The sequence below is a fragment of the Streptomyces sp. NBC_00005 genome, assembly GCF_045160215.1.
Classification (GTDB): Bacteria; Actinomycetota; Actinomycetes; order Streptomycetales; family Streptomycetaceae; genus Streptomyces.
Genome location: NZ_CP108316.1, coordinates 3,858,554 through 3,875,824 on the forward strand (window position 1 = coordinate 3,858,554; position 17,271 = coordinate 3,875,824).

Genomic DNA, 17,271 nt, shown 5'->3' on the forward strand with positions numbered 1-17,271 from the left:
CCTGCTCTCCTTGTTGGGCCCGAAGTTTCAACTTGGGGGTCTGGGGGCGACCCCCAGGAATCCTCTGCACGGCCCAACCGGGCCGTAAGTACGTACTGCTGTCCTGCTGTACTGCTATGAAGTTGCTGCTAGCCCGCCAGTCGGCGGCCGGCGTCCTCGATGCGGTCCGCGATCGAGCCGTTGATGACCTCGTCGCCGACCTGCACCCGGATCCCGCCGAGGACCTCGGGGTCCACGTCGATGTTGAGGTGCATCTTGTGGCCGTAGAGCTTCGCGAGGGCGGCGCCCAGGCGCTGCTTCTGCGGGTCGCTCAGCGGCACCGCCGAGGTGACGACGGCGACCAGGCGGTCCCGGCGCTCGGCGGCGAGCTTGGACAGGGACTCCAGTCCCGACTCCAGGCTACGTCCACGCGGCGCGGTCACAAGGCGCGTCACAAGACGCTCGGTCGATGCGGCGGCACGGCCGCCGAGCAGCCGGTGCAGCAGCTCGATCCTGGCGGCGGTGGTGGCCTTGCGGTCGGTCAGCGCGGCGCGCAGCTCGGTGTTCGAGGAGACGATCCGGCCGAACCGGAACAGCTCGTCCTCGACGTCGTCGAGCGAGCCCGCCTGCTGGGCGGCGGTGAGCTCGGCGGTGTTCGCCAGCTCCTCCAGCCCGTCCACCAGGTCGCGGGACTGCGACCAGCGGGAACGCACCATGCCGGACACCAGGTCGGCGGTCGCCCCGCCGACCTGGGAGCCGAGCAGGCGCTGGGCCAGCTCGGCCTTGGCCTCACCGGCCTGCGCCGGGTCGGTCAGGACCCGACGCAGCGACACCTCGCGGTCGAGCAGCGCGGTGACGGCGGCCAGCTCTTCGGCGAGCGAACCCGCGTCCACGGACGTCGAGTCCGTCAGCGAGTCAAGACGCTCACGTGCGGCTGCCAGGGCCTCGCGGCTCGCTCCGTTCATCGCGCGGCCTCGGCCTTCTCCTCGAGGTCCTCGAGGAAGCGGTCGATGACGCGGCTCTGCCGGGCGTGGTCCTCGAGGGACTCGCCGACGAGCTTGCCGGCCAGCTCCGTGGCGAGGTGCCCGACGTCCTGCCGCAGCGCGGACGAGGCGGCCTTGCGGTCGGCCTCGATCTGCGCGTGACCGGCGGCGACGATCTCCTCGCGCTGCCGCTGGCCTTCGGCGCGCATCTCGGCGATGAGCGTGGCACCCTGCTCCTGCGCCTCCTGGCGCAGACGCGCGGCTTCGTGCCGGGCCTCGGCGAGCTGGGCCTTGTACTGCTCGAGAACGCTCTGCGCCTCGACCTGAGCGGCCTCGGCCTTCTCGATGCCACCTTCGATCGCCTCGCGGCGCTCCTCCAGAACCTTGTTGATGTTCGGGAGCAGCTTCTTCCAGAAGAAGAAGAACACGATGGCGAAGGCGATGGCGCCGACGAGCAGCTCGGGACCGGCCGGGATGAGCGGGTTCTGCTCTTCCTCGGCGGCCAGCTGTACCCAATTGGCGATCACATCAGTGCCTTTCGTCGAATACGTGTCGGGTAAGGGTTGATCACGTACCGAACACGAACGGCATAACGATGCCGATGAGGGCGAGCGCCTCACAGAAGGCGAAGCCGAGGATCTGGTTGGCACGGATCAGACCGGCAGCCTCGGGCTGACGGGCCAGGGCCTGGGTGCCGTTACCGAAGATGATGCCGACGCCGACGCCGGGGCCGATGGCTGCGAGACCGTAGCCGATGGAGCCGATGGAGCCGTGGACGGTGTCAGCAGCAAGTGTCTGGAGAGCGGACATGCCGGTTCTTCCTTCTCTTTCATGGACCGGTGGGGGTTGGCCACCGGACGTCTCGGGGTTGCGGGCGGGTGTTGCTCGGCTCAGTGGTGCTCGGCGAGAGCGCCCTGAAGGTAGGAGCAGGCCAGCAGCACGAACACGTACGCCTGAACGACCTGCACGAAAAGCTCGAAGAGGATCATGACCATGGTCATGACGAAGGAGACACCGGCCGCCGGGACCATCCAGCTGTTCATCAGGTACCAGGAGGCGACGGTGAACATCACCAGCATCAGGTGGCCGGCGAACATGTTGGCGAAGAGTCGCACCGCGTGCGTGAACGGGCGGACCAGCAGGTTCGAGAAGAACTCGATGACCATGACGAGCGGCAGCACGCCACCGAGCGACTTGTCGTAGCCCGTCACGTTCTTGAAGAAACCGACGAAGCCGTGACGCTTGAAGGTCAGCGAGACCCACGTGATGTAGACGACCGCTGCCAGCACCACCGGGAAGGCGAAGACCGAGGACACCGGGAACTGGGCCAGCGGGATCACGGACCAGATGTTCATGATCCAGATGAAGAAGAAGAGCGAGACCATGAACGGGACGTACTTCTCGCCCTCGCGCTTGCCGAGCGTCTCGTAGACGATGCCGCGGCGCACGAAGTCGTAACCGGCCTCGCCGACCATCTGCAGCTTGCCCGGGATCACCTTGGCCTTGCCGAAGGCTGCCCAGAAGAAAACGATGACGACAGCGGTGGCGATGAACGCGAGGAGCATCACCTTGTTGAACTCGAACCCCCCGACCGTCGCGATCGGCTTGAAGAGGAACGAGTGCAGGCCCGGAGCCGGAAAACCACACCCGTTGTCGGACATGATCCGACAGCTCCAGTCAAAGGCGAGCTGGGTCTGGTCAGCACTCACCACGGGCTCCTTCGGCGTGACGCATGGGTACGGCAACCTCGTTGTGTCGGCGCGGCGCGCAGCCGCGAGTCGGCACCGGACTGGTGTTACGGATGTGAGGGCGGCTGGGGGGCATCAAGCCTCGCGATTGAGCAGGCGTCAGCTCAGATGCCCGCGCCCGCGATGCCGCAGTTGGCACCGGACGATAGCAGGAGATCTCACAGGCCTTTATCCCGCCCCTACCCCTCACGACGACGATCCGGTCTTCTCGGACTTGCCGTTCTTCTCGGAGTCGGGATCGATGTAGAAGAGCTTGGCTTTCATGTGCGCACGAGCCTGCGCAGCCATCCACACGACAGTCGCGACGACGAGCGAGACGGCGAACGTCTTCGCGTTGAAGAGGTCGGTGTCCTTGAAGACGGCCACGAAGATCAGGAGCAGCAGCAGCTGGGCGACGTAGAGCATCAGCCCCATGGCCTGGAACAACTGCGGGAGCGTTTTTGCCACCCACTGCAGGACGTACAGGCCGATTCCCATGAACAGGATCGCCAGCACCGTGCCGACCGCCGCACCGAGCGCGCCCTTGCCACCCGCGACCGCAGCGCTGACGGCGACGGCAATCGCGCCGACAGCCGCTGTGGGCACAGCGGTCTGCAGAAGGTTCCGGGCGTCATTGGACGGCATGGCGGCAGCTCCGCTTTCGCAGGGGGCGGTGGGGTGTCGTCATGGACGAGCGTAGTCCCGGATCGAGAGGCGAACTCACGGCCAATGGACCGTCGTAGTACGGCCTTTCAGCTCTCTCCGGGGTTCTCGTGAACCGTATCACAAACTATTTGATGCGGTCTTTACCTAGGAGGTGTGCTCGCTGTCACACATGAGAGTGATGGTGCGCGTCTGTGCAGAAACACGGCCGACTTGTCTGGTATTGGGGGTCTTCGTTCCCCCACGACTTGGCAATGCTCTAGTCAGATTCTTACCTTGCCGAGGTCAGCGCGACGTTCCGGCTTTCCGCCGGTCCAGGAAGCGCGAACGGCCACCGAGGGCGGTCGCTCCGTTGACTCCCGACACACCTGCGGCGACCGGAGCGCGCTGCTCCTCCTCTTCGGCCGGCGTCGTCTGCGCCGGCGTCGACGCGGCCTCGGCGACGGCCCTGCGCCGGCGGTAGCGCGGCGGCACGAAGTGCTCGGCCCAGCGCGGGGCACGCGGCGTGAAGCGCGGCAGCAGGAGCAGCAGCAGGCCGATCGCGCTGAGGATCACGATGCCCAGGACGATCCACATGGACGCCGAGTTGACCGAGTAGGCGAGCGCACCGAACGCGATCAGCGCCGACCAGAAGTACATGATGAGGACGGCCCTGCTGTGCGAGTGGCCGATCTCCAGCAGACGGTGGTGCAGGTGTCCCCGGTCGGCGGCGAAGGGCGACTGCCCGCGCCAGGTGCGGCGCACGATCGCGAGGACCAGGTCGGCGGCGGGGATCGCGATGATCGTCAGCGGCAGCAGCAGCGGGATGTAGACCGGCACCATCTGGTGCACCGCCTGGCGCTCGGACCCGCCGAACAGGCTGTCCGGGTCGACCTGCCCCGTGATGGAGATCGCGCCCGCGGCCAGCACCAGCCCGATCAGCATCGAGCCCGAGTCGCCCATGAAGATGCGCGCGGGATGCATGTTGTGCGGCAGGAAGCCCAGACACATGCCCATCAGGATGACCGCGAACAGCGTGGCGGGGGCGGCAGCCTCGATGCCGTACGAGTACCAGATGCGGTAGGCGTACATGAAGAACGCGGCGGCCGCGATGCACACCACGCCGGAGGCGAGGCCGTCCAGGCCGTCCACGAAGTTCACCGCGTTGATCGTGATCACGACCAGCGCCACCGTCAGCAGCGTGCCCTGCCACTGGGTCAGCGCGACCGTGCCGACCTTGGGGATGGGCAGCCAGAGGATCGTCAGACCCTGCATGACCATGACGCCGGCGGCGATCATCTGGCCGCCCAGCTTGATCAGGGCGTCGATCTCGAACTTGTCGTCCAGGACACCGATCAGCCAGATCAGGGCGGCACCGGAGAGCAGCGCCCGCGGCTCGTTCGACTTGGTGAAGACCTCGCTGAGGTTGGTCAGATGGTCCGCGACCAGCAGGCCCGCGCACAGACCGAAGAACATGGCGATCCCGCCGAGGCGCGGAGTGGGTTCCCGGTGCACGTCACGGGCCCTGATCTCCGGCATGGCTCCGGCCACGATCGCGAACTTCCGTACCGGCCCTGTCAGCAGATACGTCACCGCGGCCGTGATGCAGAGCGTCAGCAGGTATTCACGCACAGGCTTCCCCACAGGTCTCGCTGGCCATCTCAGCCCCACACCCTAGCGAGGGACGCATATGAGTGGGGACTTCCGGGTAGCGACGATGGTTGCACGCGTGCCTGTGCAGGCAGGCTGCACCCAGGTGCACGCTGGTGCGTGTACCCCCGCTCAGCCGGTGTACGGCTGAAATCTACCGGTCAGCTCGCGCACCTCGTCACGCGCCTTCTGGCTTTCGGTCTCGCCCCGCAGCACCTCTGCGAACAGGGCGGCGATCCGCTGCATCTCCTCCTCTCCCATGCCTTGGGTGGTCACCGCGGCGGTGCCGAGCCGCAGGCCACGTGCGTCGCCGTGCGGCAGCGCACAGCAGTCGAGCACCATTCCGGCCGCGGCGAGCCGCCCGCGCGCGGTGCGTCCGTCGACGCCGAGGGGTGCCGGGTCGGCGGTGATCAGGTGGGTGTCCGTGCCGCCGGTGGTGACGACGAGGCCTTCCGCCGCCAGCCCGGCCGCGAGCACCCGCGCGTTGGCGACCACCTGATGGGCGTACACGGTGAAGGCCGGTGTTGCCGCCTCGCCGAACGCGACGGCCTTGGCGGCGATGGTGTGCATCTGCGCGCCGCCCTGGGTGAACGGGAAGACGGCCCGGTCGACCCGCTCCGCGAGCTCGGCGCCGCACAGGATCATCCCGCCGCGGGGCCCGCGCAGCACCTTGTGCGTGGTCGCGCAGACGACATCGGCGTACGGCACCGGGCTGGGCGCCGCTCCCCCGGCGACGAGCCCGATGGGATGGGCGGCGTCGGCGATCAAATACGCCCCGACCTCGTCGGCGACCTCGCGGAAGAGGGCGTAGTCGATGTGCCGCGGATAGGCGATGGAGCCGCACACGATCGCCTTGGGGCGGTGCGTACGGGCCAGCGTCCGCACCTGCTCGTAGTCGATGAGCCCGGTCTCGGCGTCGACGCCGTACCCGACGAAGTCGAACCAGCGGCCGGAGAAGTTGGCGGGCGAGCCGTGCGTGAGGTGGCCGCCGTAGGGGAGGCCGAGGGCGAGGACGGTGTCGCCTGGCCTGAGCAGGGCGGCGTACGCGGCCAGGACGGCCGACGACCCCGAGTGGGACTGCACGTTGGCGTGCTCGGAGGCGAACAGGGCCTTCGCACGGTCCACGGCGATGCGCTCGGCGACGTCGACGATCTCGCAGCCGCCGTGGTGCCGGGCGCCCGGATATCCCTCGGCGTACTTGTTGGCCAGGGCTGAGCCGAGCGCGGACAGCACGGCGGGCGAGGAGAAGTTCTCGGCGGCGATGAGCTGCAGCGTCGTCGACTGCCGGTCGAGCTCGGCGAGCAGGATCCCGGCCAGCTCCGGGTCCTGCCGGCGCAGGACATCGGCCTCGAGGGTACGGGTGACCGGCATGATGGGCTCCGGGGGCGTCGACGGTGACGTACGTCCAATGTAGGCCCGGGGCGGGTGGGGTGCTCGGTTGTTACGCCGTTGCAGGTACACCGGTGAACGCTGTGCCGACGCGTCCCGCTTCAAGCGCGTGCCGGCACTCCCGTCAGCGCCGTGACCACCGGATCCAGCGCCTGGTGTATCTCGTCCCCGATGGAACGGAAGAACGTCAGCGGGGCGCCGTACGGGTCGTACACCTCGTCGGCCTCGGCAGTCGGGGCCAGGAGCCACCCGCGTAGAGCCGCGGCCGCGCGGACCAGGGCGCGGGCGCGGGCGACCACGCCGTCCTCCAGTGGGGGGAGGGTCGCCGGGTCTATGGCCCGGACCAGGCGGGTGAACTCCTTCAGGGTGAAGGTGCGCAGGCCCGCCGAGTGGCCCATCGAGATCACCTGCTGGCGGTGGTCGCGGGTCGCCGTCAGGACGAGGTCGGCCATGATGACGTGCTCGTCGAGCAGTTCCCGGCCCTTGAAGCCGGTGGCGTCCGCGCCGAAGTCGGCGAGGACCGTCTCCGCGTTGGCCTCCATGGATGCGCCCTCGTGGCCCCAGGTGCCCGCGCTCTCCACGATCAGCCCGCCCCACAGCGGATCGCCGAGCCGGTCCGCCAGGGCATGGCGGGTCAGCCGCTCGGTGATCGGCGAGCGGCACACGTTGCCGGTGCTGACGTGGAGGATGCGGAAGTTGGTCATGGGGAGCCCGAATGTCCCCGTGTCTTCCCCGTTGCCTATGCCACGCCCCGCGTCAGGGGCCGTCAATTCGCCACCTCGAGGTCGGGTACGACCTTCCGGAGCTCGTCCGCCGTCAGCGCGCCCTCGCGCAGCAGCACCGGTACGCGGCCGGTGACGTCGACGATGGAGGACGGGGCGATGCCGGGGGTCGGGCCGCCGTCGAGGTAGACGGAGACGGAGTCGCCGAGCATCTCCTGCGCGGCGTCACAGTCCTCCGGAGCGGGGTGGCCCGTCAGGTTCGCCGACGACACGGCCATGGGGCCGACCTCGGTCAGCAGCTCGATGGCCACCGGGTGCAGCGGCATGCGCACGGCGACGGTGCCACGGGTGTCACCCAGGTCCCACTGCAGGGACGGCTGGTGCTTGGCGACGAGCGTGAGCGCGCCCGGCCAGAAGGCGTCGACCAGTTCCCAGGCCAGCTCGGAGAAGTCGGTGACGAGACCGTGGAGGGTGTTCGGGGAGCCGATCAGCACGGGGGTGGGCATGTTGCGGCCCCGGCCCTTGGCCTCCAGCAGCTCGACGACCGCCTCCGAGGAGAACGCGTCCGCGCCGATGCCGTACAGCGTGTCGGTCGGGAGGACCACGAGCTCGCCACGGCGGACGGCGGACGCGGCTTCGCGCAGACCGGTCGTGCGGTCGGTCGCGTCGTTGGTGTCGTATCGCCGTGCCATATCTAGCGGGCCTCCTCGTACACGTACTGCGGGATTGAAGTCGGCCGGCTCACGGCAGCGCCTTGCGGGCGGTCGCGAACCGGGGTCGGTTGTTGAGGTCGGGGTGGTCGGCCGCGTCGGCCCAGCCCCGCTCCTCGGTGAAGATCCACGGCACCTGGCCGCCCTGGGTGTCGGCGTGCTCGATGACGACGACGCCGCCGGGGCGCAGGAGCCGGTGTGCGGTCCGTTCCAGACCGCGGATGAGATCGAGGCCGTCCTCCCCTGAGAACAGGGCGAGTTCGGGATCGTAGTCCCGCGCCTCGGGGGCGACGTACTCCCACTCCGTGAGCGGGATGTACGGCGGGTTGGAGATGACGAGGTCGACATGGCCGTCGAGGTCGCGGAAGGCGTCGAGAGCGTTGCCCTGACGCAGGTCGACCCTGGATCCCTCGACGTTCTTGCGGGTCCACCGGAGGGCTTCCTCGGACAGCTCCACGGCGTGCACGCGCGAGCGCGGGACCTCCTGCGCGAGCGCGAGCGCGATGGCGCCGGAGCCGGTGCACAGGTCGACGATGCGGGGCTCGACGACGTCCATGGCGCGTACGGCGTCTATGGCCCAGCCGACCACGGACTCCGTCTCGGGCCGGGGCACGAACACGCCCGGCCCCACCTGGAGTTCGAGATACCGGAAGTAGGCCCGCCCGGTGATGTGCTGCAGCGGCTCGCGCTGTTCACGCCGGGCGATGACCTCCCAGTAGCGGGCGTCGAAGTCCGAGTCCTTCACGGAGTGCAGCTCGCCCCGCTTCACGCCGTGCACGGACGCGGCGAGCTCCTCCGCGTCGTTGCGCGGCGAGGGCACGCCGGCGTCGGCCAGCCGCTGGGTGGCCTGTGCCACCTCTGCGAGCAGCAGGTTCACGCAAGTCCTCCGTGTCGTACTCGGTCGTGCGTACGTGCGCCTTACGCGGCCGCCAGCTTCGCCGCCGAGTCCGCGTCGACGCAGGCCTGGATCATCGCGTCGAGGTCGCCGTCCAGGACCTGGTCCAGGTTGTACGCCTTGAAGCCGACGCGGTGGTCCGAGATGCGGTTCTCCGGGAAGTTGTACGTACGGATCTTCTCGGAGCGGTCGACGGTGCGGACTTGGCTGCGGCGGGCGTCGGCGGCATTCTTCTCCGCCTCCTCCTGCGCCGCTGCGAGCAGCCTGGAGCGCAGGATACGCAGTGCCTGCTCCTTGTTCTGCAGCTGGCTCTTCTCGTTCTGGCAGGAGGCGACGACTCCGGTGGGAATGTGCGTGATGCGCACGGCGGAGTCGGTGGTGTTGACGGACTGGCCGCCGGGGCCGGAGGACCGGTAGACGTCGATGCGGAGGTCGTTGGGGTTGATCTCCACGTCGACCTCCTCGGCCTCGGGGGTCACCAGGACACCCGCGGCGGAGGTGTGGATCCGGCCCTGGGACTCGGTCGCGGGCACGCGCTGCACGCGGTGCACCCCGCCCTCGTACTTCAGCCGGGCCCAGACGCCCTGCCCGGGCTCGGTCGCGCCCTGGCCGCCCTTGGTCTTCACGGCGACCTGGACGTCCTTGTAGCCGCCCAGCTCGGACTCGGTGGCGTCGATGATCTCGGTCTTCCAGCCGATGCGCTCGGCGTACCGGAGATACATGCGCAGGAGGTCCCCGGCGAAGAGGGCGGACTCGTCGCCGCCGGCCCCCGCCTTGATCTCCAGGATGACGTCCTTGTCGTCGCTCGGGTCGCGCGGGACGAGCAGCAGGCGCAGCTTCTCGGTGAGCTCCTCGCGCTGCTTCTCCAGATCCTTGACCTCGGCGGCGAAGTCCGGGTCGTCGGCGGCGAATTCCTTCGCCGTCTCGATGTCGTCGCCGGTCTGCTTCCAGGAGCGGTACGTGGCGACGATCGGGGTGAGCTCGGCGTAACGCTTGTTCAGCTTGCGCGCGTTGGCCTGGTCGGCGTGGACCGACGGGTCGGCGAGCTTCGTCTCCAGGTCGGCGTGCTCACCGACGAGTTCCTCGACGGCCTCGAACATCTTGGGCTCCTGTACTGCTGGGAAAAGGGGAAGGCGGGCGACCAAAAACGCCGGTCCCGGCGCGCCTGTTTCAGGGCGCGGCCGTGGACCGGCGAATTGGAGCTCGCTACTTCTTGGAGCCGGCAGCAGCCTTGCCGAAGCGGGCCTCGAAGCGGGCCACACGGCCACCGGTGTCGAGGATCTTCTGCTTGCCCGTGTAGAACGGGTGGCACTCGGAGCAGACCTCGGCGCGGACGGTGCCGCTGGAGATCGTGCTGCGGGTGGTGAACGACGCGCCACAGGTGCAGCTGACCTGCGTCTCGACGTACTCGGGGTGGATGTCGCGCTTCAAGGTGTCTCCTAGTTTCGGGAGGGCGCCGGGTCGCAGCCGCAGGATGCTGCCGCGTGAACCGGGGCCGACGTACCAGTCTGCCAGGACTGGGGCCATCCCCCAAAACGGGGGGTGACTGTCGTTTGTTCCCCGCGGGCCGGGGGGGCTGGTCGCGCCCACTCGGCGGAGCCGCGGATCGATACGGCACCGCGTCCCTCAGCCGGCGCTGACCACGCCCTTGGCCTCGCCGCTCGCGGTGCCCTGGGTGGCCGACTTGGGGATCGCCCGGTCGTTCTTCAGGGCCGTCCAGACCTGCTGGGACTTCGCCTTCTCGACGATGACACGGTTCGGGTTCGCGGGGTCGTACTGGACCGGCATCGTGACCATGTTCATCTTCGACGAGCTGATGCCCTTGAGGCCGTTCGCGAAGGACATCAGACGATTGACCGAGCCCAGGTCGGAGTCGGTCGTCACCGTCTTGGTGGCGGTGTTGGCGAGGTTGTAGAGCTTCTTCGGGCTGGTGAAGACGCCGATGTCCTTGACCTGGTTGACCAGCGCCTTGATGAAGGCCTGCTGGAGCTGGATACGGCCGAGGTCGGAGCCGTCGCCGACGCCGTGCCGGGTGCGGACCAGGCCGAGGGCCTGCTCGCCGTCGAGCTTGTGCGTGCCGGCCTTGAGGTTCAGGTGGCTCTCGGAGTCCTTGATGTCCTTGGTCGTGGTGACCGGGACACCGCCGAGCTCGTCGATGAGCTTCTCGAAGCCGCTGAAGTCGACCTCGAGGTAGTGGTCCATGCGGATGTCCGTGAGGGACTCGACGGTCTTCACCGCGCAGGCGGCGCCGCCCGTGGAGTACGCGGAGTTGAACATCACGCCGGTCGCGGCGTCATGGGTGTCGCCCTTGGTGTCGGTGCACTCGGGGCGGTCGATGATGGTGTCCCGCGGGATGGAGACCACGCTGGCCTTCTTGTGGCCCTTGTAGACGTGGATGATCATCGCGGTGTCGGAGCGAGCGCTGCCGTCGTCCGCGCCGCCGCCGAGCTTCTTGTTCTTGCCGGACCGGGAGTCCGAGCCGAGGACGAGGATGTTCTCGGAGCCGTTGTCGACCTTCGTGGGCCGGGCCGTGCCCAGGGCCGAGTCGATGTCGACGCTCTTGATGTTGCCGTTGAGCTTGAAGTACACGTATCCGGCTCCGGTGCCGCCCAGCACGACAATGCCCGCGGCGACCCAGGCCGTGACGACCAGGCCCTTGTGGCGCTTGTCACGCGGCTTGCGGCGACGGCCCTTGGCGCTGTTGCGCGAGCCGTTGGTGCCGGGCGTTCCCGGTATGCCGGGTCCCGGCGTGCTCTCGGCGGACATGTGCTCCTCAATCTCGTTCCGGTCGGTTACCCCCTGCTTTGAGGGACAGGCCTGTCGATACGGGTCGTACCGCACCATCGTCGCTCCGTCGGGTCAGACGGAGAAACTCGAGAAAGGGTTGCACAACGCAAAGTGCCCAACCCGTGGAAGGTTGGGCACAGAGCGTCACGACAGTTTACGGCTGTAACTCGCTCACCTGCGGTTTCAGCCGAAGAGGTCGTACTGCTGGAAACCGGTACCGACCGAGATCCTTGTGGCAAAGATCTCGCTGGTGGCCTTACCGGTGCCCTTGTACAGATAGAGCGTGCCGCCGGGTGTGCGAGCCAGGAAGTCGGCCTTGCCGTCCCCGCTGATGTCGCCGACCGCGTCGAAGGCGTTGTAGCCGGTCCAGGCGCTGCGCACCTTGATACGGGTCGAGAAGGCGCCCGTGCCGGACTTGCCGGTGCCCTTGTACAGGTACAGGTCTCCGGTGCTGCTCTTGCGGGCGAGCAGGTCGGCCTTGCCGTCGCCGGTGAAGTCGCCGTGCGCGCGCAGGGAGTTGTACTGGTTCCAGCCCGTGCCGACCTTCACGCGGGCCGCGAACGTGCCGTTGCCCTTGCCGGGATAGATCCACAGGGTGCCGGCGGAGTCGACCGAGAGCAGGTCGGGGAGGTAGTCGCCGGTGACGTCGCCCGGGGTGACGATGCGGGTGCGGGTCTTCCAGTCGCTGAAGATCTTCGTCTTCGACCAGGAGCTGCTGGAGGGCACGTAGTGCAGCCAGTAGACGTCGCCGGTGCTGCTCTGGCGGAGCACCAGGTCCTGGTAGCCGTCCCGGTCGAGGTCGGTCTGCAGGGCGACGTTCACGCCGTCGTACGACCCCACCGACACACGCGCGGCGAACGAGGTGCCCTTGGAGTCCTTCTCGTACGCCTCCTTGGTGGAGGAGTTGCGCACCCAGAGATCGGCCTTGCCGTCGGTGTAACTGAGGTTGGTGTCGTCCACGTTCGCGTAGGCGGCGCCGATGTAGGTGCTGACCTTCGAGAAGACGCTGTAGTAGCCCTTCGCCACGCAGTCGGCCACGCCCCACGAAACGACGCCGACGATCCGGTTGTTCACGATCAGCGGCCCGCCGGAGTCCCCGTTGCACGCCGCCTTCGTACCGGTGTCGCTGCCGCTCTGCGTGCCGGCGCAGATCATGTGGCCCTTGACGTAGTCGCTGCCGTACACGCCGGTGCAGGTGCTGTCTGCGTGGATGGTCAGCGTGGCCGACTTCAGCGTCTCGGAGATGTCCTGGCTGGTGGAGCTGGTACGCCCCCAGCCGTAGAGCTTGGCGCTGGTGCCGCCCGCGTACGAGGTGGTGTCGCCGGACGTCGTCATGCGGATCGGCGTCGCCTTGACGGGAGCGGCGAGGGTGAGGACGGCGATGTCGTTGTTGATGGTCGTCGGGCTGTACGACGGGTGGTTCCACTGCCGCAGCGGCAGCGAGACGGTGCCGCCGTGCAGATCGGTGCTGCCGGAGCTGTCGGTGGTCGGCAGCTGCGAGGTGCCGGTCAGGACGGCGCCGTACGCCTTCCAGTTGTAGCTCTTGCCGTCCTCGTCCTTCACGCAGTGCGCGGCGGTGAGGATCTTCGTCGGCGAGACGACCGTGCCACCGCAGAAGAAGCCGAGGTCGTCGCTCTCGTCGGTGGTGCCCCGGTCGTCGTAGTACCAGAGCTGGGCCATCCAGGGCGCCGAGGTGATGGCGGTGTCGGTGCCGCCGACGACGTACGGGCTCACGGTGGAGCCGGTGGTGCCGGAGGAGTCGGTGGTGCTCGCGCTGAGGGACGACTTCTGCGTCGCCTCCCCCGCGGTGCCGTCGGTGGCCAGAGCCCCGGCGATGCGCTTCGTCAGCGCGGCGGTCGACACGGTGCTGGTGGCCGGCTTGACGGTCGGCGTCGGCACGGAGGTCGCGGCACCGGCGGACGAGGTCAACAACGCGGCGGCAACGGCGGCGGCGACACCGGCGGCGGCCACGGGCAGGCCGATGCGTATCCGACGTCTGCGACGACCACTGCCGGACAAGAACGTACGCAAGGAGGTCCCCCCAGGGAGATAGGAATGGGGCGCGATGAAACACCCGTTCCTATCAGCGCCAAAAGGTCGTCCCCCGTCACTTCTGTGACGGGGGACGACCTTCACGCCCTGGGGGCGCGGAGCTGTGCTTTCAACGGCGACTAGTCACCATTGCCGGGCATGGGCGTCGTCTTCTGGATCTGCAGCAGGAACTCGGCATTCGACTTCGTCTGCTTCATCTTGTCGAGCAGCAGCTCGATCGCCTGCTGCTGGTCGAGCGCGTGCAGCACGCGACGCAGCTTCCAGGTGATGGCGAGCTCGTCGCTGGCGAGCAGGATCTCTTCCTTACGGGTACCGGACGCGTCGACGTCCACCGCCGGGAAGATGCGCTTGTCCGCGAGCTTCCGGTCGAGCTTGAGCTCGGCGTTGCCCGTGCCCTTGAACTCCTCGAAGATCACCTCGTCCATGCGGGACCCGGTGTCCACCAGCGCGGTGGCGAGGATGGTGAGCGAGCCACCGTCCTCGATGTTGCGCGCCGCACCGAAGAAGCGCTTCGGCGGGTACAGCGCGGTCGAGTCGACACCACCGGACAGGATGCGACCGGAAGCCGGCGCGGCCAGGTTGTACGCACGGCCCAGACGCGTGATCGAGTCGAGCAGGACGACGACGTCGTGGCCCAGCTCCACCAACCGCTTGGCGCGCTCGATGGCGAGCTCGGCGACCGTGGTGTGGTCCTCGGCCGGGCGGTCGAAGGTCGAGGAGATGACCTCGCCCTTGACCGACCGCTGCATGTCGGTGACCTCTTCCGGACGCTCGTCGACCAGGACGACCATCAGGTGGCACTCGGGGTTGTTGACGGTGATCGCGTTGGCGATCGCCTGCAGGATCATGGTCTTGCCGGTCTTCGGCGGGGCCACGATCAGACCGCGCTGGCCCTTACCGATCGGCGCGACGAGGTCGATGATGCGAGTGGTCAGCACGCCCGGGTCGGTCTCCAGGCGGAGCCGGTCCTGCGGGTAAAGCGGCGTCAGCTTGTTGAACTCCGGGCGCCCGCGCCCGGATTCGGCCGCCATGCCGTTCGCCGAGTCGAGGCGGACGAGGGCGTTGAACTTCTCGCGACGCTCGCCGTCCTTGGGCTGACGCACGGCACCGGTGACGTGGTCACCCTTGCGCAGACCGTTCTTACGGACCTGGGCGAGGGACACGTACACGTCGTTGGGACCCGGCAGGTAGCCCGACGTACGGATGAAGGCGTAGTTGTCGAGGATGTCCAGGATGCCCGCGACGGGGATCAGGACGTCGTCCTCGTTGAGCTGCGGCTCGGCGCCGCCGCCCATCTCGTCACGGCCACGACGGCCACGACGGTCCCGGTAACGACCCCGGCGACCGCGGCGGCCACCCTCGAAGTCGTCGTCGTCCTGCGGGCCGTTGTCACGCTGCTGGCGGTCCTGACGTTCCTGGCGGGCGCCGCCCTGCTGACGGTCCTGCCGGTCCTGGCGCTGCTGGCCACCGCCCTGGCCGCCCTGCTGCTCGTCGCCCTTGTTGCCACGGCGGTCGCGGTCACGGCTTCCGCGGTCGCGGTCGCGGCGGTCGCGACGGCCCTGGCGGCCGTCGCCGTCACCGGCGTCGTTCTTGGCCTCGCCCTGCGCCTGCGGGGCGGACGTCTCGGCCTTCGGCTCGCTCTTCGCCTCGGCGGCGACCGTCTCGGGGCTGCCCGCCTCGGCGGTGGCGCGGCGACGACGGCGCTCAGCGGGGGCGTCGTCGCTGGCCGGCTGGCCGGGGATCTCGATCTGCTGCTGGGCCACGGCCTTCTCGGCCGGAGCGGCCGCCTTCTTCTCGGCCTTCTCGGCGGCGGGAGCTGCTTCCTCGCCCGTACGAGCCTTGGAGGTGGCACGGCGCTTGGGCTTGGTCTCGGCAGCTGCCTCGGCCTTCGCCGGGGCGGCACCGCCCCCGGCCTGCGCCTCCTTGATGACCTCGATCAGCTGGCTCTTGCGCATGCGCGCCGTGCCCCTGATGCCGAGGCCGGATGCGACCTGCTGCAGCTCGGCCAGCACCATGCCCTCGAGGCCGGTACCGCGGCGCCGCCGGGAGCCTGCACCGGTGGCAGGCGCGGAGGCGTCCGTGGCGGGCGCGGCAGCGGTCTCCTCGACACGTGCGCCCATCAGATCGGTGGTGTCGCTCACGAAGGGTCCTTCCCTGGAGCGGACGTCGGCCTGTCTGGCTCGGCGACCGGTTGTGCTTCCGGCTTTCGGTCCTTGCTGTGTGGACCGTGCCGGGGCGGTGGTCCGCCAAAAGTGGCGGAGGCAATATCTGGGATGGCGCTTCCCAAAGCCGTGGCCGTGGCACCGAATGACGGTGTCACGTGGCTTGGTCGCACCGATTCCGGAGCGTGCCCGGCAAGTCGCTCAGCGCCCGCGTACGAGGTACTGCCCGCGTACGTCGTACGGAACACAGTGCGGCTTGGGAGGCTCCCGGAAGAATGTCTGTCCCGGACGGGGACACGAAGCACCTCGCCATGGTGGGGTCGGGTGCAGACTTGAGATTAACACTACCGGATCCAACAAACATTCCCCCTCTCGAAATCCGGCAACCGCCGGCTTCTAAATGTCACTGGCGGTCGCGAGCGGCAGCACGCTCGCTCCCTGGGCGTCGAGTTCAAGCCGATTCGCGGCCCACCCCTCGCCCGCCAGATGGGCGACCTTGTCGGCGCTGTCGGCATCGACCAGCGCCAGCACGGTGGGTCCCGCACCCGAGATGACTGCCGGGACTCCGTCGGCCCGCAGCCGCTCCACCAGTGCCGCGCTCTCCGGCATGGCGGGCGCGCGATATTCCTGGTGAAGACGGTCCTCGGTGGCGGGCAGCAGCAGCTCGGGGCGTCTGGTGAGCGCCTCGACGAGCAGCGCGGCCCGGCCCGCGTTGGTGGCGGCGTCGACGTGCGGCACGGTGCGCGGGAGCAGTCCGCGCGCGGTCTCGGTGAGGACCGGCTTTCCGGGCACGAAAACCACCGGAACGATGGAATCGGCGGCATCCATCCTGATCGCACGCGCGGCACCCGCCTCCATCCAGGAGAGGGTGAAACCGCCGAGCAGACAGGCCGCCACATTGTCGGGGTGACCCTCGATCTCGGTAGCGAGCTCGAGCAGCGCCGTGTCGTCGAGCTTCGACTCCCCGCCTATGGTCACGGCGCGCGCGGCGACGATACCGGCGCAGATGGCGGCCGAGGAGGAGCCCAGACCGCGGCCGTGCGGAATGCGGTTGGCGCACACGATCTCGAGGCCGCGCGGCTGCCCGCCGAGCAGGTCGAAGGCGGTGCGCAGGGAACGTACGAGGAGGTGGTTCTCGTCACGCGGCAGCGTCTCGCTGCCCTCACCGGCGATGTCGATGTGCAGCCCGGAATCGGCCACCCGGACGACGACATCGTCGTAGAGCCCCAGCGACAGGCCGAAGGCGTCGAAGCCCGGGCCGAGGTTGGCGCTGGTGGCGGGGACGCGCACCCTTACGGCGGCGGCGCGGAAGGCGGGACCGGCCATCTCTCGATGACTCTCCTTGAGCTGCGTGATGGTCGAAGACATTCGATACGACATCGGATACGTACGTGGAGACCCCCAAGGCCGCAACGACGGCGCGGCACCGTCCACATGCTCCATGTGCGGAGGCATATGCGGCGGGCGGGTTCAGTACAGCCTATCGAAGGAAGCTTCTGTGGCGACATAGGGCGCACAGGAGGCGCACGATGCGTGCCGTAAGCCCCCTGTGCACCCCTTGGAGGGAGTTCCC

General features: G+C 68.6%; 16 protein-coding genes. All 16 read right to left on the reverse strand.

Translation table 11 applies throughout. The features are described 5' to 3' along the window. Positions 1-128: 128 nt before the first annotated feature. Entirely contained in the window at positions 129-944 is an 816-nt protein-coding gene (locus OG303_RS17600) for a F0F1 ATP synthase subunit delta (RefSeq protein ID WP_405869338.1), read from the reverse strand. Then, entirely contained in the window at positions 941-1,489 is a 549-nt protein-coding gene (locus OG303_RS17605) for a F0F1 ATP synthase subunit B (protein WP_405869339.1), read from the reverse strand. The genes OG303_RS17600 and OG303_RS17605 overlap by 4 nt, the downstream gene beginning before the upstream one ends. A 40-nt stretch (positions 1,490-1,529) precedes the next feature. Then, positions 1,530-1,772: a F0F1 ATP synthase subunit C gene (locus OG303_RS17610; RefSeq protein ID WP_405869340.1), complete on the reverse strand. Its 243-nt coding sequence runs from the start codon at positions 1,770-1,772 to the stop codon at positions 1,530-1,532. A gap of 80 nt (positions 1,773-1,852) precedes the next feature. Then, the gene (gene atpB / locus OG303_RS17615; protein WP_405877326.1) at positions 1,853-2,623 is read right to left on the reverse strand and encodes a F0F1 ATP synthase subunit A; all 771 of its coding nucleotides are present in this window, start codon (positions 2,621-2,623) and stop codon (positions 1,853-1,855) included. Between the two features lie 273 nt (positions 2,624-2,896). Then, positions 2,897-3,334 (reverse strand): hypothetical protein, encoded by a 438-nt coding sequence (locus tag OG303_RS17620; RefSeq protein WP_405869341.1) that lies wholly within the window; start codon positions 3,332-3,334, stop codon positions 2,897-2,899. Between the two features lie 303 nt (positions 3,335-3,637). Further along, positions 3,638-4,963 (reverse strand): MraY family glycosyltransferase, encoded by a 1,326-nt coding sequence (locus OG303_RS17625; RefSeq protein WP_405869342.1) that lies wholly within the window; start codon positions 4,961-4,963, stop codon positions 3,638-3,640. A 150-nt stretch (positions 4,964-5,113) separates the two neighbouring features. Then, a complete protein-coding gene (gene glyA, locus OG303_RS17630) occupies positions 5,114-6,352 on the reverse strand; it encodes a serine hydroxymethyltransferase (RefSeq protein WP_405869343.1) in 1,239 nt (412 codons plus the stop codon). Positions 6,353-6,471: 119 nt separating this feature from the next. Next, positions 6,472-7,140 carry a protein-tyrosine-phosphatase gene (locus OG303_RS17635; protein ID WP_405869344.1) on the reverse strand — a complete coding sequence of 223 codons (669 nt, stop codon included), beginning with the start codon at positions 7,138-7,140 and terminating at the stop codon, positions 6,472-6,474. After that, positions 7,137-7,784 (reverse strand): L-threonylcarbamoyladenylate synthase, encoded by a 648-nt coding sequence (locus OG303_RS17640; protein ID WP_405869345.1) that lies wholly within the window; start codon positions 7,782-7,784, stop codon positions 7,137-7,139. The genes OG303_RS17635 and OG303_RS17640 overlap by 4 nt, the downstream gene beginning before the upstream one ends. 49 nt (positions 7,785-7,833) lie before the next feature. Then, positions 7,834-8,679 carry a peptide chain release factor N(5)-glutamine methyltransferase gene (gene prmC / locus OG303_RS17645; protein WP_405869346.1) on the reverse strand — a complete coding sequence of 282 codons (846 nt, stop codon included), beginning with the start codon at positions 8,677-8,679 and terminating at the stop codon, positions 7,834-7,836. Positions 8,680-8,720: 41 nt separating this feature from the next. Beyond that, complete coding sequence (gene prfA, locus OG303_RS17650) at positions 8,721-9,797, reverse strand: peptide chain release factor 1 (RefSeq protein WP_405869347.1); 1,077 nt, start codon at positions 9,795-9,797, stop codon at positions 8,721-8,723. A 106-nt stretch (positions 9,798-9,903) separates the two neighbouring features. Beyond that, a complete protein-coding gene (gene rpmE / locus OG303_RS17655; RefSeq protein ID WP_055625166.1) occupies positions 9,904-10,128 on the reverse strand; it encodes a 50S ribosomal protein L31 in 225 nt (74 codons plus the stop codon). Between the two features lie 195 nt (positions 10,129-10,323). Beyond that, positions 10,324-11,463: an LCP family protein gene (locus OG303_RS17660; RefSeq protein ID WP_405869348.1), complete on the reverse strand. Its 1,140-nt coding sequence runs from the start codon at positions 11,461-11,463 to the stop codon at positions 10,324-10,326. Between the two features lie 204 nt (positions 11,464-11,667). Beyond that, positions 11,668-13,515: a trypsin-like serine protease gene (locus OG303_RS17665; RefSeq protein ID WP_405869349.1), complete on the reverse strand. Its 1,848-nt coding sequence runs from the start codon at positions 13,513-13,515 to the stop codon at positions 11,668-11,670. A gap of 140 nt (positions 13,516-13,655) precedes the next feature. Continuing rightward, a complete protein-coding gene (gene rho / locus OG303_RS17670) occupies positions 13,656-15,677 on the reverse strand; it encodes a transcription termination factor Rho (RefSeq protein ID WP_405869350.1) in 2,022 nt (673 codons plus the stop codon). A gap of 417 nt (positions 15,678-16,094) precedes the next feature. Then, complete coding sequence (gene thrB, locus OG303_RS17675) at positions 16,095-17,024, reverse strand: homoserine kinase (protein WP_405869351.1); 930 nt, start codon at positions 17,022-17,024, stop codon at positions 16,095-16,097. Between the last annotated feature and the right edge of the window lie 247 nt (positions 17,025-17,271).